Raw genomic sequence first — 18138 nt, forward strand, 5'->3', positions numbered from 1 at the left:
TATCATTTTTTACTTTTTTTAAAATAAAATAACATAAACATCTGGTTGTATTTCAATACATTACACTAAAATAAAAATAAAACATGAAAACAGAAAGAGTTAAAGGGAGCATAGCGCCTTTAAAGTAAAATATAGCACCCCATTGCAATGCATAAAAATAGGAAACGCCTAGGAATGGATTAATCACAATAACGCTTGTTTTATGTTACTTTAATAAGGAAATTTTTCTGCACAGGTACGATTCATAAAGACATTGCTGTATAAAGAGAATTCGTATGATCTGTAATTTGTAAAAAGAATCAAATTCTTGTAGAAACATGCTAAGCTATGCTAGCTTTCTTTATTTAATATTGAAAAAGTACTCTTAGAATCTATGTGGGATAACGAACAACAAAAAAACGATCCCGGACAGGACCCTGCTCTTGTCGTCAAACGCTTGCGTCCTGCGCGCCGACAAGTTTCGGCCCGTTGGCTTACGGGAACCGTTCTAACAGGAATCACTTCCTGCATTCTTATGGGTATTGCACTTTTTACGGCTCTTGATGAACAACAGCGATTGGTAACCCCTCCACAATGGTTTACAAATGAAAATCTCTCACACACACAAGATCCTGAGGCCAATGGATATAAAGGGGATCGTATTTCTCCCACCCATGCACGGCAAAGCTTTGACAGCAAACGTCAATTTGAACTATCGATTCTGCAAAAAAAAGGCGATGAACAAGTCATTCAAACACAACATTTTGAATGGATTCGTATGGCTTTAGCTGAAAAGCGCCCCCAAAAATATAGCTATCCAAAATTTGATTCTTTAAGCATTCTTGCCAGTGATTCGAAAAATCAAAGTGCCAAACCACAAGATTCTGGACAGATTTATGGAGCAAAGGTTGAAACAAAAATCACCTTACGCAGCTATGATTTTAAGGTAAATCAATTCGATTTTGATGACAACGATACGCTGACAGATGAAGAGGCACAACAAGAAGTGCAAAAAGCTGGGTTTACGTTAGAAAAAAGTACCGAACTTCTTTCAGTTCTCACATTGATTGATCCTTTAAAGTTAGAAGATGCATCTACTGATTCCCAAGGTACAGAATCCCCTGAAGTTCGCATTGTGCAAGAAAATGTAACCGTTTCTCCTCAAAGTCACCGTATCGATCTGACAAAAAACTATGTTGAAGATATTATTCCTATTCGTAAAAAACAAACGATAGCCGATGCTTTCAAAAAAACCAGTTATACAAAAAAGCAAATTGAACAGGTTGTAAAAACGCTAGAAAAAATGAGCCTTTCCGATGCCCTTAAAGAGGGAAGTCTTTTACGCATTGGCATCGTGACACAAGCTGGTGAAGAAGATCATCTCGTACGCGCAAGTATCTATCAAGGGATGTATCATGTTCTCACCATTGCGCTAAATGATAAAGGCCAATTCATTGAAAGCACAGAGCCTAAAATGTCTAAAGCTCTTAAAACGGCTTTTCAAAATGGTATTCCGCATTCTTATATCAATAGCGCGCAATTACCAACAGCTTATGATGCACTCTATAGTGCTTTGCTAAGCCATAATATATCACAATCTCTCTCTCATCGTCTCATTCGTCTGCTGGCCACCAATATTGACATGAAAAGTCCGATAACCCCCAATGATCAAATCGAAATATTTTATGCCGTACCACAAAGCGATAAAGAAAACAAAAACGGCAAAAAGAACTTGAAAGCAAAGGAAGCATCCAAAAACACTGATCCAGAAATTCGTTATATTAGTGCAACTTTTGGGAATACAACTTATAAATATTACCGTTATCAATTAAAAGATGGAAGCGTTGATTATTATGATTCTGAAGGGAAGAGTTCAAAGCCTTTCTTGCTGCGAAAACCCACACCAAATGGGATTTTTGGCTCCCCCTTTGGTCCACGCAAACATCCTATTTTAGGCTATATTCGCATGCATACGGGTGTTGACTGGGTTGCTCCTAAAGGATCACCCATTATTGCTGTAGGAGATGGTATTGTCACAAGAGTAGGCGTAACAGGCGGCTATGGAAATCACACGGAAATTCAACATGCCAATGGATATGTCAGCAGTTATTCACACCAAAGCCGTTATGCACCAGACATCAAACCAGGCGTGAAAGTACGACAAGGACAAATTATTGGCTATGTTGGATCAACAGGCATGGCAACCGGACCCCATTGTCATTTTGAAATCATTGTCAATGGCATCAAAGTTGATCCTATGCGCATCCGTATACCGGATAGCAAAGCCTTAACCAATCAAGACCTACAAACATTCCTCCAAGAAAAAAACAATATTGATGCCTTGATCAACAGCCCGATCCCCCCCTCTGAAGAGACTTAAAGCATAAAAGCATCTGCATTTTTACGACTCAAAACATCTAAAAAATATGCTTTAGCGCTTATTTTTCTCAAAGAGATTTCCGCACTTTAAATATCTGTAAAGAATACGCCGAAATATGCCACCACCCAAGGCTGCCATAACAATGATTAAAAATAAAACGCCCTCCCCTTTGCATGTTTATGCACGATAGAAAAGTGCAAAATATGAAATCCAAAAAGGCTAACTCTTCTTGTTTGTTTTATCAAAACGATAAAAATCCCTTTGTTTTCCATGCAATAAAATTTTAATCAAAGGTAAGTTTTTTCTCAAGGATGAAGATTCTAAAACCCATATCATTCTATAAACAACCAGACTTCTTGTTGAAGAGATTTCACTTGTTGAATGCTTATGCTGTTCATAGCCCTAAAAAACGGTGTTTCATAAACTTTATGAGCAAGTTATCCTTAAGAATATTCGTTACACACTTTTACAAAAACACCCCATATTTAAAGTTTTACATGCCTTACAAAAAATAACAAAACTTGAAAAAACAATCTCTTCGCAAAGAAATAGAGCTTACTAATATAAGTATTATTATTGGCTTAAAGGAGCTCTTATTCAAAATAAATTTAAATTTTAACTTAAGCACTTCAAAGCTATAAAACATACAAAAAAAGAGAATTTTAAAAGCCGATAATCGGAGTAAACAAAGCGAAAAACAAAGAGAGCAAAAGATGAAGAAGAAAAGTTTCTTCTCTTGAAAACAATTGACAAGCTAAAATGAATGGTGCTGTGTTCGTGTTATCTAAGTCATATTTTATTCTCATTTTTATTAAAGCGAACAAGCAGAGAGTAAAGAATTTATCTCTTAAAAAAATCAATCAGAGTTTTTTTGAACTATTCATACTGAGTTTTGGCAAAGGAATGACAATCTTTGTGCCCCTCAAAGCAGAAGTTTCAAACAGAGGTTTCTCACCAAATTGCATACAGAGCTGTTCCACGACCACACGACCAAGTCCTGTTTTTTGTTCTAAAGTTTGGCTTTTCATTCCCACGCCATCATCTTCTACAATGAGCATCAATTGTCCATCTTTCTGGGGACCAAAGGAGATATAAATATGACCCGTACGTTGATCAGGAAAGGCATGTTTTAAGGAATTTGTCAGCAGTTCACCAAGAATAATTCCAAGTGTTGTCGCATCTCTTGAAGACAGGCGACAATCTTTAAAATTGGTGTGAATGGTGATGTTTTCACGCAATTCAAAAGGGACTGCCAATTCGACATCATGCACAACAGAACTGAGAAACTCTGCCAATAAAGTCGTTTCCATATCATCACTTAAGCGCAAACGACGATGTGCTGTAGAAATTGTCTGAATACGATCACGCGCAGCTCCTAGAACAGAACGTACCTCTTCATTTTTGCTCCGGTTTAACTGGAGCCCCAGCAAAGAAGACACCGTCCCAAGAGAATTGCCAATGCGATGGCTTGCATCCTGCAATAATATTTCAACCCGTTGGCGTTCTTTTTCAGCGTGATTGCGTGCTCTTTCTAATTCTTGTGTCCGTTCTTTCACGCGGGCTTCCAGAGCGATATTTTCGCTATGAAGCAGCAATTGATACAATTTTAAAGAGCGCACATCACGATGAAAACGATTAATAACAAAATAGGCAGAAATAAAAGTACTCACAACAGAAACAATAGCCGCCAATGTCAAAGCAGCCCGCATTAATGCGATACCCTCACGCTGTTTTTGTCGCACCACATCATCCCCATTAATAAAGCTTGTCATCAATTGAGCTAAACGTGCCACAGGAATCTTTGATCCTTCAAAAGAGGCAGCTTGAGAAGGTTGTTCAGGAATCGCATCAAGAGCATGCATATGGGCATTCATAAATGCTTTTCGTGCTTCAACCTCTTTTTTAAAAGCCGTAAACCATTCATCCCATTGTGGATGCGCATAAACAATAAGTGCGATATAATCGAGAATATCCCCCAACTCCCGCTCTGCATTTTCAAAACGTATTTTATCTTCCGCCTTGCGCGTTTTTGCATAGCTGCGATCAGCAACAGCCATATCAATCAAGCTAATAAGGACCAAATCAGCCTGTTCACGCAATTCTGAACTTGTATTCAACTGTGCGACTTCTCGATCAACGGCATTTGAAAGCAACATAATAAAAACCGATGCCAAAAGAGCCATAACAAGAGAAACAACAATCGCACACCACCGCCAGCGTGATATCGTTGCATCAGAAGAAGGCATTTGAGGCATCAAATTTGTTTTTGTTGTCATAGAATGTCCATTGGCGAACTTGAAAGTCGTCATTTTTCAGCACAAAGGAAGGCAACCTTATGGAAAATAAAACCTAAAGCCCGTGGGAAAGTTTATACAGGCTTTTCTTGTGTTCCTAAGGATACACGCCAAACACTCTGAATTTCCTCAGATACTGACTTTACTGTAATAGCTATAACGGGAATAAAAAAAACAAGGCTATCGATCATAATTATTATGCTTTTTTAGCCGTTAAATGAACACAATGTACTTCCAGCTGAATAAGAATCAGGACCATAATCAGACTCACCATCCACCTTGAGAAGTTCTTGTAATCGATTACGCGCCCTGCTCACACGGCTTTTAATGGTTCCAACAGCACAACCACAAATAGCCGCAGCATCTTCATAAGAAAACCCCGATGCGCCAATGAGAATAATGGCTTCTCTTTGATCGGCAGAAAGCAAATTTAAGGCTTTTTTGAAATCTTGCAAATCAAGCGATCCATATTGAGCCGGATGAACAGCGACATTTTGAGTAAACACGCCATCGGTATCTTGAACTTCTCTTCCCTTTTTACGCATTTGACTGTAAAATTCATTGCGCAAAATGGTAAAAAGCCAAGCCTTAAGATTGGTTCCCATCTCAAAACTATCTTGCTTGGCCCATGCCTTCATAACAGTATCTTGGACCAAATCTTCGGCTTTATCCTGCTTACCACTTAAAGAAACAGCAAAAGCTCGTAAAGCCGGCAACACCAAAAGAAGTTCTTGTTTAAAGTTTTTCGCGCACTTTGACATAAAGGATTCAAACCTTTTCCACATTGTTTAAGCCAAATTGCTCTGCGCGCTCCAACTTCTCTAAAAGCTCAAGCAAACACCGTGGCAGTGCTTCTTCTTGAATTTCCATGTAAAATTGACGTAACTTCCGTGCTATTTCGCTATTGACCCCGAGAAGATCATCTCCAACTGTAAATTGTGTGGTGAGATTTTTTTCATCACGGTCGTTCATTTTTCATCCCCCTAATCCATATAATATCAGTAGCACCGCGAAGAATTTTTTCGCCTTATGGTTGTAAATATAGCTGTCGGTAAAAAGTTCCATACAAATCAAGGAACTTTTTTACCGGCTGAGAATTTCAATCAACAAAATGCTTGAAAGGTCAAAGGAGTTATAAATTATGTCATTATCAACGCGCATTGCCCCGCATCTTCCCTATCTTCGGCGTTTTGCCCGCTCTGTCACCGGTAGCCAATCCTCTGGCGATGCTTATGTATCCGCGATGTTGGAAGCACTCATCGCCGATATCTCCATTTTTCCCAAAGCATCCAGTGACCGAATTGGTACCTATTGGCTTTTTTGCCATCTTTTTGACCAAACCACACCGAACATCCCTGAACCCCTGCCCCAATTTGGTCTTGAACAAAAAACAAGTGCCAAATTATCCTATCTCACGCCCCGTGCACGCCAAGCATTTTTGCTCATTGCCGTTGAAGGATTTCATGAACGAGAAGCCAGCGAAATCATGAATCTGGATACAAAAGAATTCCGCAAGCTTCTCAACCAAGCATCCATTGATATTTCTCAACAAATTGCCACTGAAGTAATGATTATTGAAGATGAACCTCTTATTGCGCTTGATATTGAGCAAATGGTAGAAAGCCTAGGTCATCATGTTGTAGGAATAGCGCGCACGCGTGATGAAGCTGTCATCATGTATCATAAGAAAAAACCACGGTTGATTTTGGCTGATATTCAATTAGCCGATAACAGTTCAGGTATTGACGCGGTCAACGAGATTTTGAAAAATGACCGTATACCAGTGATTTTCATCACGGCTTTTCCTGAAAGGCTGCTGACCGGCGAGCGTCCAGAACCAACTTTTTTAGTGACCAAACCTTTCAACCCGGATATGGTGAAAGCGCTTATTTCTCAAGCTTTATTTTTTCAAGAGAATGCTTCTAAAGCGGCTTAGAACAGAGTAACATCTTAAAATTATGATTGTTACGCCTCTTTCAAAGCCTCCCATGGATAGATCTCATATGAGTGCGCTCATGCAAGCGATTCGTGGTGCTGATATTTGTGTTCTCTATCAGGCAACAAATCTGGTTTATTTATGGGCTGAAAACTTGCCGCACCATTTGCACAATAAATGGCGGGTTGGGTGTCGTGACAGCGACTTTTTTTCGCTTGACCTTGCAGACAATATGGAAACCATCAAACTGCAAGTTTTAGCCAGTGGCAAAATGCAAACTGTTGAAGCACGTTTTGAAGATACAAACAAACAAGAGATTTGGTACAAATTTTCTATTGATTGCCACCGCAATGATAACGAAGACATTATCGGTATTATCACCACCGGTGTTAATATTTCCGGCTTACGCCGCCGTGAACAAGTGCTTAAAATCCTTCTTCGCGAAGTCAGTCACCGTTCTAAAAACCTTTTAGCGATCATTCAAAGTATTGCTAGCCAAACCGCGCGCTATACTGAATCTCTTCAGGTTTTCTTACGCAAATTTCAAGGTCGTCTTCATTCTCTTTCTCATTCTCAAGATCTGATCACTGATTCCGATTGGCGTGGTGCTCAATTTCGCGAATTGGTCCAAACGCAGGCTTTAGGCTATTTTATGAAAGAAACAAAACGTTTTTCACTTGAAGGCGTAGATCCTTATCTTTTTCCCAATGCCGCTTTGCATATTGGTTTGGCTTTTCATGAACTGATTGTCAATTCTCTTTCTTTTGGAGCCCTTTCCCAAGAAAAGGGGAGCATCTGTGTACGTTGTGAAATCGAAACAAAACCGAATGGCAAAACGCAACTTATCATCACTTGGCATGAAAGTTTTGAATCCGGCATCCCTCCCACAAACAATAAAAAAGCCTGTTTTGGTAGTGCCGTTCTCGAAAAAATCGTTCCCATTTCCGTGAATGGTTCAGCTTCCCTCAAATTGACACAAGAAGGAATTGTCTATTGCCTCTCTGTTCCTGATACTTATTTTGATATTTTTTCTTAAAAGAGCATTTTAAACAATAAATAAACAAGAGAAGTTTCCCCTTTTTTTAGCAAAATTTCTCATCTGTTTTATTAAGCACAAAGATATTTTCCACCCCTTTAAACCCAGCTCTATAATCCCCCAATAGTTCCCCAAAACCTTAACGATGAGAACTGAAAGCTACATAAAGTCCATTCCCGCTGTCAATCAACTTCCATCCCTTATATAACCGCATATTTTAAAACAAGAACCAAAACGATGAAGCGCAAACCGTTTCAGCTTTTATATGCCAAATAAAAGCGAGTCTATTACCCACCTCTTTTTGTGTCATTTTCGCAATGCACATACAATTTCATTTTGGCAGAATATGAAATTTCAAGAAGTAAAGCTAACATCCATCATCACTCTTCAGCTTTACGGGCTTAAAGCAACCACAACAACGACAATCAATTGATGAAAATTACACATTTTATGCTTGTATTTATCGCATTCTTTAATGGAGATATTCTCTTCATGTACAATAGGACACCCTATAACAGAATACGCTTGTGTCTTTGATTCACGCACTTTTTTAATATTTGCCAGCGTATCCACGCTCATTTCAAATCAAAACAGTGTCTGTAAATAAAACATAATTAATAGCCCCCGTAAAGTGAACCCTCAAACACGCCCCTTTTTACTCCACATCCTTCTGTACCTTCATGCCTCTTTTCACTTCATAAAAGTAGTAGCGAGCATCATCATACCATTTGTCCCTCATGTTACAACAGCCCTTGACCTCTGAGAGCGTTCATAAGAGGCATTTTAGTCTTTTTTCAAATATTTCTCACCAACACAAAGCCCATACCCACCCTTTTATGACGTGCAAGCCAATGACTTTGAATAATTCAATATAGAATGGCATCTCAAACGCGGAACTAAAAAACTTTGAAACCGTTTAACAGTGAAGAGTCCCCTAAGCTGACAAATTGGAGTCCGCTCTGTCAACCTCTCATTTGGAAAATAATTGATGACCCCCCTTGTTTTTATCCTCTTATTAGTTTCATGTACAGATGATTTTAATAGTTGCTATTCGAACAATACAATGGTTAAAATCTATCCCACGGCTCAAGCATGTGAACAATCCATGATACCGTCCACAAAAAAGTTTTCATTTTCTGGACAACAAATTTTTGCTCAATGTATAAACGTCCATGCAGATTTACATCAACAAGAAGTAAAATTGATCTGGTCTGTAACAAACCGTGGAAATTTCCTGCTTAAAAGCCAAAACGTAAATAACAAGATATCTACAGTCCAGAAAGAAGGTATTTTACCAACATCGCTTCCTCTTTTGCATTCTTCTTCCACAAACCTCTTGCAGAAAAAACTTTAAAAGCATAAACCCATCAGATCTCAAAAAAATACTCAATGAAAGACATGATTGATAATAAGCGCATGCAACCTTCAAAAGACCATCACACAGAGCAAAACTCTCTGCCTCAAGATCTCCCTTTAGATCCTGCTGTAGAACGAGTGAGAAAAAAACTTATGGGTTTAATGATTATTTCCGTTTTAATAACGCTTTTCCTTATTCTAACTGTACTGTTTTTAATTGTTTATAAAGTGATAACAACCGGATCAGCGCCAAAACAAACAGAGCTATCTTCCTCTCCCAGCAAAACCCCACACGTTATCCATCATACGCTCTCTCTACCGGAAAAAACACAGATTTTGTCGCAAAGCCTCTCAGAACACAATATTGTACTGAAAGTTTTAACCCCTGATAGACAAACAAAATTTATGATTTACAATTATCACACCGGTGCACTAATCGCCGTTCTTTCTGTTGAAACAACAAAAGAAAGTTCGAAGATAATGCCTCATTAAGCAAACGAACATCACCATAAGCGCTTACATAGCATCCCTGAAGATTTAAACATTTTCCTCTGCTTCAAGATACGACCACTTGGGAAACGGTAGATTTTTCACTGTATCTCCTGACCTAATCTCGGAAAAGAAGAAACCTTTCTGTCAACGCATTCCCATTTTTAAGAAAACTGACATCGCTTGGGAAAATCTAATGAACATGCAAGAAAGGCATCTTCTTGAGTGCAAAAATTCAACATAATTAATTTATAGTGATGATTTATTTTGCATGTCAAACGAGAACCTCAAATACTGTAAGATTCTCCCCTTTCAAATCTGTTCATAAGGAACTGAATCAAAATCATTTGCTCACATATCCCAGCAAGGAAATGGATGAATAAAAATACCTCTTATGAATGATCCGATATCAAAAGAAGAACTGTTTCAACATTGAAAATTAACGCAATAACGCCCAGCTTACATCTTTTATTAAGCAAAGATAACCGATGTATTTCACATGATAGAATTCATGAGCACCATCGCAAAATGGGCATAAATACATTGAACAATATTAAATATAAGTATGAATAAATAAAACAACGACATTGCGTTCTTCATACAAGAACTGCCTCTTAAAATACACGGATGTGCTTTTCTCTGTATTCCCTCACTTAAATCCCAGTAAAGAGGCAATCTTTTCTGTCAACCCCCTTCGTTAAGTTCCTAATACTGCCCGTGAAAATTCAAACAAAGCGCAAGAAGCTTCTTAAGCATATATATTTACTATCATGATACCAATAACATCACCACAAGCGCTTACACAGAATCCCTGAAGATTTAAACATTTTCCTCTGCTTCAAGATTGACCACTCGGCGACGGCGCGGTTTTCTCTGTATCCCCTCACTTAATCCAGGCAACGAAGAAACCTCTTTTGTTGCTGTTGATGCATCTCCATTGCTCGTGCTTTCTGCTGTTGTAAGTGAAAGCTCAAGAGATGATTCATCTTGGGTCCGTACAGTACGTCGACGGGGAGAACGACGTGTTTTTTTGACGGGTTCAACATTTTTCTCAGAGCGACAGTGCTCTTGATCGGTTTTTTCATCCGATAGAGCCTCTAAAGCATTTTCACGCGCATCCCCATTTTGCGTTTTAGCATATTGGCCATTACCATTTTTTTGCGACGGCATCTGTAATACATCTGTATCATCCTCGACAGTATCCTTTTTTTCACCGTCAAGATTTATTTCACCGCATTCTTGCTCGTTGTTTTCATCACGATTTTCATCACCACGATTTTCATCACGTCGAACCGATTGAGACATTTGTCCAACTGCTGCTAAAATAATACGCAAATAGTGCTCGGCATGTTGTAAATAATTCTCCGACATAACACGATCACCCGCACCTTGTGCATCACGCGCAAGGCTTATGTATTTATCGGCAATTTGCTGAGCATTCCCGCGAATTTTAACATCCGGACCGCTACTTTCATAATTGCGAGACAACGGATTAGGACCGCGACGATTATTATTGCTATTACCATTATTGTTATTGTTGCGACCGCGTACCCGTCTATTTTGTTGTGGCCTCATCTTTATCCCTTTTTGGAGTGTTTGTCTTATATGTATGTCTTAATTGACTCTTCCTCATTGCATTACCTTTTGATAATGCTAATCATTTTTAACATACGGTTATCAAGCTATCCGCGTTTATTTTACTCAAACGAACCCTACTGATATTGATAAAAGCATATATTTTCTTGAAAATCATAAAACAGCAGGGAAATCGTAAATCTAAAATTCCCTCTTTCTCTGTTAAACAGCAGAAACCTAATGATGTTCACGTAAAATGCCAAGTGTTTTTTTTAAAATAAACCATATTTCACTAAAAAAATAATTATCTTGTGGAAAACAAAAAGGGAAACACACACACACACAACACACCTGACAAAGAAAAATTCCTGCCAGAGAATATTAGAAGCTTCCTTTTTTGCTCTAAAACCACCGCTCCTAAAAACGCCGATATCCTCTACCCCCTCGTGCATTTAACTCACAAGCACTTCCATCCCAGCGAGTCACCGCGCGAACCTCTTTATTTTATGAATATAGCCTCTCTTCATCGCTAAAGCAACCCCTTTGCGAGCGATAATCCACGATCGCTTCACAAAACCTCTTGATCTTTATAGATAGATTAATACGAAGTATTATTCAAGCCCTATAATCACCAAGAGATTAATCTTCTTTCCTAAATAAGCCCGATACTATCAATTTCTATTTTTACCCATGCATTTTTTAAGTTAATCACAGCCTTTATTTATAACAAATTGAGCCTAAAAACAAAATATTTAAATACAAAAAAATATCAAATTATGAAAAAAATGACCAATATGTCACACTTTCCTAAAAATCAGCTTCTTCTCAAAAAGATACTCTCCTCAAAAACTATCAATAAGAATGGCATAACGCATTTCCTCTCTTATCTTTTCTGATAAAGAAAACTGGAATTATAAAACAAGCACATTTGTAAACCCAGCACAGCACTTTACGCATGAAGCAGCCTTGAATGTTTATAAAAGGAATGTTTCTTTTTTACTCATTTTTGTCATGTCTATTGACTTACGCCCTCAAAGAACGAAGGTTCTCAAGTCACACTGTTCTGTCAACAATTAAAATTCTTGTAAAATTCGTACACTGAATTGATTTATAATGATAATTCATATTTTTGTATTAAGTAAGAAAACTTAATACCGTAGGATTTTTCATCCTCAATCTGTTTACTATTGAATCAATCTCTTTTTCTTGCATGTTACACTCGGAAAAGCCTGCGTAGAGTAAAAACGATAAAGAAAGGCTAAAAGTGCCTCTTATGAACCATCTCTAAGGCTTACGGGCTGTCGAGAGGCACCATTGGGAACGAGCACAGTGTAAGATAGTACTTGGAGCTTACTCTTTTTTGAAACGTAAAGATGAACATGCTCTATAAATTTTATACACTTCATGAGAGGCTTTACCATTATACCCTTCACCAGAACCATTACGAAATGGATTTCCCACGCCTGTTATTTCGCTTAAAAAAGCTCAACAAATCCTCCTAAAACTCCACCACGCCCCTTTAAACATTTCAAGGAGGCATCCATGCCTTATGTCGCAACACCTTAAATAAGAAGTGCAATATAACAAGATAAATAAATAAAATTTCTATTGGTCTCGAGGCAGATCGTAATTTAAGGGGTTTTTATCTTTTCATCAAAATTCGCATCCTTTTAACTTTCCGTATAAAAACTTAAAAGTAATTGCGTCTTTTGCCTTTTTTATTTTCTTTTTCATTGAGAAAACAATCGCGTAAGAGAAAATAATTTCCATCCCCAGGTCGTACCATCGTCAAACATTGTTTTTTTGCAGTATCAGAAAGCTTATCCCACATTTCACGAATAGCAAAATAGGCCTCACTTTCCAAATTAAGACAATGCTGATAAACTTCTCTTTTCATATCGGGCATAACGGAAGCAGAAATTTCCTTGCAATATACGCGCAGATCAAAAACAGGAATAACCAATTCAACAGATGCTTGTTGTGTTATTTTTTTATGAGAAGAAAAATAACTGACCACCTTTGCAACAACAAAACACAAAATCACTATACAAAAAAGTATTATGCAAACAAAAGCAATCTTGCGATATAATCTTTTTAAATAAGCCTTTTGCCTTGCGCGGATTCTTCTTTCCATAAAGATTGTACCCTTTAATATCCCAAGAGAAGCTTTTACAGTAAAAAATGATAGCAGTATCTGTGTACACAATACAGGTTATAGCAGCAAACGATCAAGACTCTTATGTTAAAAGACTCTCTTTTTTTATTGTATAATTTTTATCGTATAAAATTTTTGTGAAAGACTTTTCTCACGCCCTTTATGAAAAAATAGGGATTATGATTTTCTTTCACCACCTTAAAAGACGAAGATTCTTCATCCATGCGGCTTTATAAACAATTCGTCTTCTTTAAGATACATCACATTGATTTATAAAGAGTATTTATTGTTTTTTCATATTGAATGAGAGACCCGAATACCACAGGATTCTCTCATCCTAAATTTGTTTTCTGTTGAAACAATCAAAACCATGTCGCTTGCAAGTTACAAGCGGAGCTGGCATGTGGATTAAAAACTGTACAAAAAAGGCATATGCCTCTTATGAATCGTCTCACGAACCAAGGCTTTCGTAACATTGGAAACTGGAAAAATATATGAGAGTACCAACCTGCACTTTTATGAAGCATAAAGATGAGGGAGATACCTTATAAGTTTTATACATTTCATAGGGGCTTTACCCCTATACCATTGACGAGTGTTCTTGTAAAAGGGACTTGGGAGTGGGATATCTCTTTAAAAACAAGTCCATGAATATGCAATAAATGTATATTCGGAGACAAATAATATTTTAATATTTGAGGCATTCTGTTTTTATGTGAGAGGCATGATCCCAAGAAGACACACGATACATAAAAGCATAAGGCATTATCTTCATTATTTAAATAATATTGCTATAGATAGTTTTGAAAATTATAAAGGAAAAAGATGATAGTCCGAAGAGTGATTAATATGCCTTTATATTTTTCTCAATAAGGCTGTCTTCCTATTTCAGAAATCACTCAAATACAGCCCCCATCTGACATACATAAAGTCTAGCTTACAAAAGCTGGAATCGCTCAGAGAGTTTTGCCCTTCTGAATCCGTAAGGCTCTCATTCTTCTTTCTCTCAAACATGTTACAGCTTTGAAATTTGATGTTGTTTGACAAGCAACAAAAAAGCTCTGTACTCTCTTAAGAAAACAACGCCTTAAGGTTACATACATAATGGATTGGAAAGATGTCCTAGCTTTTTATCAAACGCGCTGTAAAACAACGAGCGTAACATATTAGCTTTGCTTATCCCAAAAATGTTCATCCCAATCTCTTGTATCCAAATCTCTTATATCTCAATCTCTTGCATCCAATTCCCTAGCCTTCAATTCCCTTGTGTCCCATGCTTAAAGATCAAGTTGAAGGAAATATATGGACACCCCTGAACTCGAAAATATGAAAGGAAGGCGTGACAGAGTTTCGCGTTCCTTATGTCATGCAAAAGCATTAGACATTCTGAAACAAGCACACTTACTGTCTCGTAATGATTCCTTTTTTCTTCTACCGGTCAAATCCCCTTATTTAGAGAATTGGCTATCACAAGTTATGCAACAAATAGCGCTATATGAAACAAACAGAACCTGATTTATATCCGCATGGAATTCGTTCCAGTTTACATGATTGGCTCGCAAAATCCACTTGACTTTCCCCTTTGTCTTTTCCCCTCATGGGATCTCTATCACCATAGAACAAAAAGCGATATTTTATGACGCTTTATGGACAAAATCCCCACCGCCCGAAGAGTTCATCACATGACGAAAAAACACCCCTCATATTCACCACACACAAACACTTCAATATATAAAACTTACATGCCTTCTATCACCGCACTCTCAAAAAGCAGCAAGACAACAAGATAAGAAATTATTGATGTAAAACTCCAAACAAAGAAAAGAACGGATTTTCTAATCGAGGTAAACAAATACTGTTAAATCAACGCTTCCATTTTTGATGATGTCACACCTATGCTTTATAGCACCCCTATCACACTTCATAATACCGAAAAATTTTCTCTGCCCTACGCACTATGCGCATCAGAACCAATCAAATAAAACAGAAATGCGCTATCTTCCTACTTTTTTGTTTTTGATTAAATAGCAAGATATAGCTGTAATTCTTTAAAGAGCTTCATACCATAGATTCATTTTATACATAATATCATCAACAGAATGTTTGTATGTGCTGCAGGAAGAATCCCCAGAACGCTCCATATGACCACTGGATGAAGAGCTGTTACAGGATTCTACAAGAAATGCCAGTGACATTGGAGATAACGCATCCTCGCTATCAGAATAATAAGCTGATAAAAAAGTGTAATCTTGTGAAGGAAGTGTCCCCGAATTTACTTGTGATGGAGCGGCAACAAAAAGAGAATTAAAGGTTCTAGGACCAATGACAATATCACCATTCGCTTGCCGCATAATACTTCTTGCAGAGTATATATGATTTGTATTGATTGCCCCCAGCGAAGCCCATTCATCCTGCCATAAATATGCATAATAAAGATCCATAACTTGTTCATGTTGAACAACGTTGTCAGCAGACATAGCTGTATCAAAGAGTGAGTTAGGAACATAATAAAAATTTATATCTGGAATAATTTCATATAGCCAGTACGTTTCATCAGGATTATTAGCAATCTGTTGCCGCGCCATTCTGTAAACTGCATCCATATTTGCAGTTGTAGACACAAATGCTGAAGTCTGTTGAGCAAGAGAGTGCCCAGTTACATGATGTATGATATCCTGATCATCCCCCCAAGGGGCAAAACCTCCTCCAAAGAATATAACAGATGGAGAGCGATCATCTATACGGAAAACCATATGGGGAGGATCAATAGCATATGACAGATTTACATCTGAAAAGAAAAAAAATAAAACTGTCACTAAAAATACTGAGAATGCTCTTTGAAACATTTTTATACCTTTGATATACACTCCATATTTTATACCTGTAACCTCTTGAAGCGTTACAGATATAAAAAGGGAGAAAAACCCCTATTGATCTTATTTTAAAGTGATGGCTAAAACCCTTTTTGCTGGCACATGACCCGCTTCAAAAATAACCATTACTTTTCTGTTCAAAATGACTGCGGTTTTTGCCAAATCCAAAATACTTTTTCCAACAATGTTATCACAGCCCCAAACACCTTTTTGAATGTCTGAAGTAGGACTGATACCGTATCTGAGCTCTAGGAGACATTGTGCTCCTGCGCTAACGACTTGAACCGAATTAAGATAACCGTTTTGTTCATAAACTCCAGCATGAGAAACACCTGTTGTTAATGCTATTATCACCAAAACGATGGATATTTTTTTCAAAAAGCTTTTCATAATTTACCTCTTTTAAATTTATTGCAACGGACATGAAATGCATCCCCATGCAATCTAATGGATATTTTTAACCTCCTCGCCTCCTTAAAGACGAGAATTTTAACCAGCTTTAGCCCGTGATAAGACTGCCTCATCTCAGTCTATTCTTACCTCTATCCCCGCTGTTGCACGATTTATTTTACAGGCTCTACAGCAAAGCCTTCCCTTATTGATGCCGCGTGAATGATGACTCATGCACACAACAAAACACCGCATGCACAAGCTCTACCATTGGCGATATCTACCACTGACAATGTCTGCCATTGTTAATGTACGTGCATTCTACGGATTCAAAATGTGTCTATGATTTATTGCCTATCGCAAGCGGCATACTGTCAACAAAGACAATTAAGACACGTATTTACAGCCTCACTAAGCTTAAATCTGTCTAACACCAAACGCTAGAATGAAATTGCCATCTAAGCTCAAACGACGATTGATGCAAAATCACTCAGTTTAAAATAGAATCAACTGTAGTTGAATATCTTAAGATAGATCCTCAATACCGATAACTCATGAATTCTGTAAAACATGAACGATTATACTCTGAGTAAAAACTGTAAATCAGAAAACTGCTAGGGTTAAAATAGCCTTAGTGTAGAAGATTGACCATTTTCCAAGCATCGCCTATTTAAGTCACAACGAATACAGATAATACGCTTAATTATCACGCACTCTCAGCCCTCGAATAACATTGATTGAATAGTTACTTCTGTAACAAATATCAACGAATTGCGATGTACTGTAAGCTCTATAGGCCAGCTCAACAATCTCAGGACTTTGAATATGAAATGTTCTTCCTACAATTTTTGACATTTCTGGCTCTTCTGTAGGCCTCGTTTCTAAAACAGAGAGAATATTTACCCCTTGCAAATTTTTATATGGAATGACAGAAATATTATTGATGATTTGTGAGCGAACCATTGTTCCGCCGATATCTGAACAATCATCTGAAATAGTCCACAAACGTGCAGAAGCTGGTCCAGTAAGACACAAAGCTAAAAATATTAAAATCAATTTTTTCATTATAGAATACCTCTTTTTCATTTTTGGTTGATCAAAAAAATAAATGCTCTATGGACAGGCAAATAACTATCCTGTTCACAACTATCTATCTCACTGCTTTAAAGGAGCTAAATCCCATAGAGACACAAATCGAGATGGTTAATCACCCATCGTTTTACTTTTATCCGCTTCTTCAGCGTCTTGTTTGTGTTTCACATCTTCAAGATCTTTGATAATCGTTTTCAATTGTTGTTCTAAAATATCCAAACGCTGTGTAAGTTGGAGAATATTTTGAGTCTGTATTTTATCAAAACATTGGAGATCTTGACGTGTTTGCTTCAACAGAGCATTCAAAGGAGCATGTCCCATTCTTCCGCTAGCATAAAGAACCACACGAATACATTCAGGATCATCAATATCAGCAATAGAAAATGGAAAAAGTGCCATTATATCCCCCTTTTTGATAAGCTAAACGCGTATTAAGCATTTGAATATCTTTTTCCGTTGTACGGCTCTTGCATTCTTCAAGACAACCTCAGACAACCTCAGACAATCTCAGACAATCTCAGACAATCTCAGACAATCTCAGACAATCTCAGACAATCTCAGACAATCTCAGACAATCTCAGAC

At 37.6% G+C, this 18138-nt stretch carries 15 protein-coding genes; 6 read left to right on the plus strand and 9 right to left on the minus strand.

Annotation, left to right across the window (positions count from 1 at the left end; translation table 11 throughout):
• Positions 1-373: 373 nt before the first annotated feature.
• Positions 374-2359: a M23 family metallopeptidase gene (locus ACFIKE_RS02305; RefSeq protein WP_375648305.1), complete on the plus strand. Its 1986-nt coding sequence runs from the start codon at positions 374-376 to the stop codon at positions 2357-2359.
• A gap of 860 nt (positions 2360-3219) precedes the next feature.
• Here ACFIKE_RS02305 and ACFIKE_RS02310 read toward each other — a convergent pair.
• The 3 genes from ACFIKE_RS02310 to ACFIKE_RS02320 form a co-directional block, all read right to left on the minus strand.
• Positions 3220-4635 carry a sensor histidine kinase gene (locus tag ACFIKE_RS02310; protein WP_375625402.1) on the minus strand — a complete coding sequence of 472 codons (1416 nt, stop codon included), beginning with the start codon at positions 4633-4635 and terminating at the stop codon, positions 3220-3222.
• A 224-nt stretch (positions 4636-4859) separates the two neighbouring features.
• Positions 4860-5414 carry an RNA polymerase sigma factor gene (locus tag ACFIKE_RS02315; RefSeq protein ID WP_015856820.1) on the minus strand — a complete coding sequence of 185 codons (555 nt, stop codon included), beginning with the start codon at positions 5412-5414 and terminating at the stop codon, positions 4860-4862.
• Between the two features lie 7 nt (positions 5415-5421).
• Positions 5422-5625, minus strand: coding sequence for a NepR family anti-sigma factor (locus tag ACFIKE_RS02320; RefSeq protein ID WP_015856821.1), 204 nt, complete (start codon positions 5623-5625; stop codon positions 5422-5424).
• Between the two features lie 169 nt (positions 5626-5794).
• Here ACFIKE_RS02320 and ACFIKE_RS02325 point away from each other — a divergent pair, with 169 nt between their 5' ends.
• The 4 genes from ACFIKE_RS02325 to ACFIKE_RS02340 all read left to right on the plus strand — a co-directional run bounded on the left by ACFIKE_RS02325 (position 5795) and on the right by ACFIKE_RS02340 (position 9473).
• Positions 5795-6589, plus strand: coding sequence for a response regulator (locus tag ACFIKE_RS02325; protein ID WP_375626310.1), 795 nt, complete (start codon positions 5795-5797; stop codon positions 6587-6589).
• 22 nt (positions 6590-6611) lie between these two features.
• Positions 6612-7625: a sensor histidine kinase gene (locus ACFIKE_RS02330; RefSeq protein WP_375625400.1), complete on the plus strand. Its 1014-nt coding sequence runs from the start codon at positions 6612-6614 to the stop codon at positions 7623-7625.
• Positions 7626-8613: 988 nt separating this feature from the next.
• Positions 8614-8979 carry a hypothetical protein gene (locus ACFIKE_RS02335; RefSeq protein ID WP_375648306.1) on the plus strand — a complete coding sequence of 122 codons (366 nt, stop codon included), beginning with the start codon at positions 8614-8616 and terminating at the stop codon, positions 8977-8979.
• 44 nt (positions 8980-9023) lie between these two features.
• Positions 9024-9473 (plus strand): hypothetical protein, encoded by a 450-nt coding sequence (locus tag ACFIKE_RS02340; RefSeq protein WP_375648307.1) that lies wholly within the window; start codon positions 9024-9026, stop codon positions 9471-9473.
• 816 nt (positions 9474-10289) lie between these two features.
• Here ACFIKE_RS02340 and ACFIKE_RS02345 read toward each other — a convergent pair.
• Complete coding sequence (locus tag ACFIKE_RS02345) at positions 10290-11045, minus strand: DUF4167 domain-containing protein (protein WP_375648308.1); 756 nt, start codon at positions 11043-11045, stop codon at positions 10290-10292.
• Between the two features lie 1690 nt (positions 11046-12735).
• Positions 12736-13179, minus strand: coding sequence for a hypothetical protein (locus ACFIKE_RS02350; protein ID WP_375626316.1), 444 nt, complete (start codon positions 13177-13179; stop codon positions 12736-12738).
• Positions 13180-14502: 1323 nt separating this feature from the next.
• Between ACFIKE_RS02350 and ACFIKE_RS02355 the strand changes: the two genes are divergently transcribed.
• Entirely contained in the window at positions 14503-14715 is a 213-nt protein-coding gene (locus tag ACFIKE_RS02355) for a hypothetical protein (RefSeq protein ID WP_375648309.1), read from the plus strand.
• Between the two features lie 533 nt (positions 14716-15248).
• Here ACFIKE_RS02355 and ACFIKE_RS02360 read toward each other — a convergent pair.
• The 4 genes from ACFIKE_RS02360 to ACFIKE_RS02375 all read right to left on the minus strand — a co-directional run bounded on the left by ACFIKE_RS02360 (position 15249) and on the right by ACFIKE_RS02375 (position 17954).
• Complete coding sequence (locus ACFIKE_RS02360; protein ID WP_375617997.1) at positions 15249-16046, minus strand: hypothetical protein; 798 nt, start codon at positions 16044-16046, stop codon at positions 15249-15251.
• A gap of 90 nt (positions 16047-16136) precedes the next feature.
• Positions 16137-16463 carry a hypothetical protein gene (locus tag ACFIKE_RS02365; RefSeq protein WP_375617996.1) on the minus strand — a complete coding sequence of 109 codons (327 nt, stop codon included), beginning with the start codon at positions 16461-16463 and terminating at the stop codon, positions 16137-16139.
• Between the two features lie 699 nt (positions 16464-17162).
• On the minus strand, positions 17163-17528 hold the full coding sequence (locus tag ACFIKE_RS02370) for a hypothetical protein (protein ID WP_375617995.1): 366 nt from the start codon (positions 17526-17528) through the stop codon (positions 17163-17165).
• A 138-nt stretch (positions 17529-17666) separates the two neighbouring features.
• Entirely contained in the window at positions 17667-17954 is a 288-nt protein-coding gene (locus ACFIKE_RS02375) for a hypothetical protein (protein WP_273791311.1), read from the minus strand.
• Positions 17955-18138 lie beyond the last annotated feature (184 nt).

Source organism: Bartonella sp. MU70NMGDW (genome assembly GCF_042194085.1).
Lineage (GTDB): Bacteria > Pseudomonadota > Alphaproteobacteria > Rhizobiales > Rhizobiaceae > Bartonella > Bartonella grahamii.

What these genes read in the sequence shown, in the direction of transcription:
- ACFIKE_RS02305 (WP_375648305.1), top strand. Translation starts at nt 374, where the DNA reads ATGTGGGATAACGAACAACAAAAAAACGATCCCGGACAGGACCCTGCT.
- ACFIKE_RS02310 (WP_375625402.1), bottom strand. Translation starts at nt 4,635, where the DNA reads ATGACAACAAAAACAAATTTGATGCCTCAAATGCCTTCTTCTGATGCA.
- ACFIKE_RS02315 (WP_015856820.1), bottom strand. Translation starts at nt 5,414, where the DNA reads ATGTCAAAGTGCGCGAAAAACTTTAAACAAGAACTTCTTTTGGTGTTG.
- ACFIKE_RS02320 (WP_015856821.1), bottom strand. Translation starts at nt 5,625, where the DNA reads ATGAACGACCGTGATGAAAAAAATCTCACCACACAATTTACAGTTGGA.
- ACFIKE_RS02325 (WP_375626310.1), top strand. Translation starts at nt 5,795, where the DNA reads ATGTCATTATCAACGCGCATTGCCCCGCATCTTCCCTATCTTCGGCGT.
- ACFIKE_RS02330 (WP_375625400.1), top strand. Translation starts at nt 6,612, where the DNA reads ATGATTGTTACGCCTCTTTCAAAGCCTCCCATGGATAGATCTCATATG.
- ACFIKE_RS02335 (WP_375648306.1), top strand. Translation starts at nt 8,614, where the DNA reads ATGACCCCCCTTGTTTTTATCCTCTTATTAGTTTCATGTACAGATGAT.
- ACFIKE_RS02340 (WP_375648307.1), top strand. Translation starts at nt 9,024, where the DNA reads ATGATTGATAATAAGCGCATGCAACCTTCAAAAGACCATCACACAGAG.
- ACFIKE_RS02345 (WP_375648308.1), bottom strand. Translation starts at nt 11,045, where the DNA reads ATGAGGCCACAACAAAATAGACGGGTACGCGGTCGCAACAATAACAAT.
- ACFIKE_RS02350 (WP_375626316.1), bottom strand. Translation starts at nt 13,179, where the DNA reads ATGGAAAGAAGAATCCGCGCAAGGCAAAAGGCTTATTTAAAAAGATTA.
- ACFIKE_RS02355 (WP_375648309.1), top strand. Translation starts at nt 14,503, where the DNA reads ATGGACACCCCTGAACTCGAAAATATGAAAGGAAGGCGTGACAGAGTT.
- ACFIKE_RS02360 (WP_375617997.1), bottom strand. Translation starts at nt 16,046, where the DNA reads ATGTTTCAAAGAGCATTCTCAGTATTTTTAGTGACAGTTTTATTTTTT.
- ACFIKE_RS02365 (WP_375617996.1), bottom strand. Translation starts at nt 16,463, where the DNA reads ATGAAAAGCTTTTTGAAAAAAATATCCATCGTTTTGGTGATAATAGCA.
- ACFIKE_RS02370 (WP_375617995.1), bottom strand. Translation starts at nt 17,528, where the DNA reads ATGAAAAAATTGATTTTAATATTTTTAGCTTTGTGTCTTACTGGACCA.
- ACFIKE_RS02375 (WP_273791311.1), bottom strand. Translation starts at nt 17,954, where the DNA reads ATGGCACTTTTTCCATTTTCTATTGCTGATATTGATGATCCTGAATGT.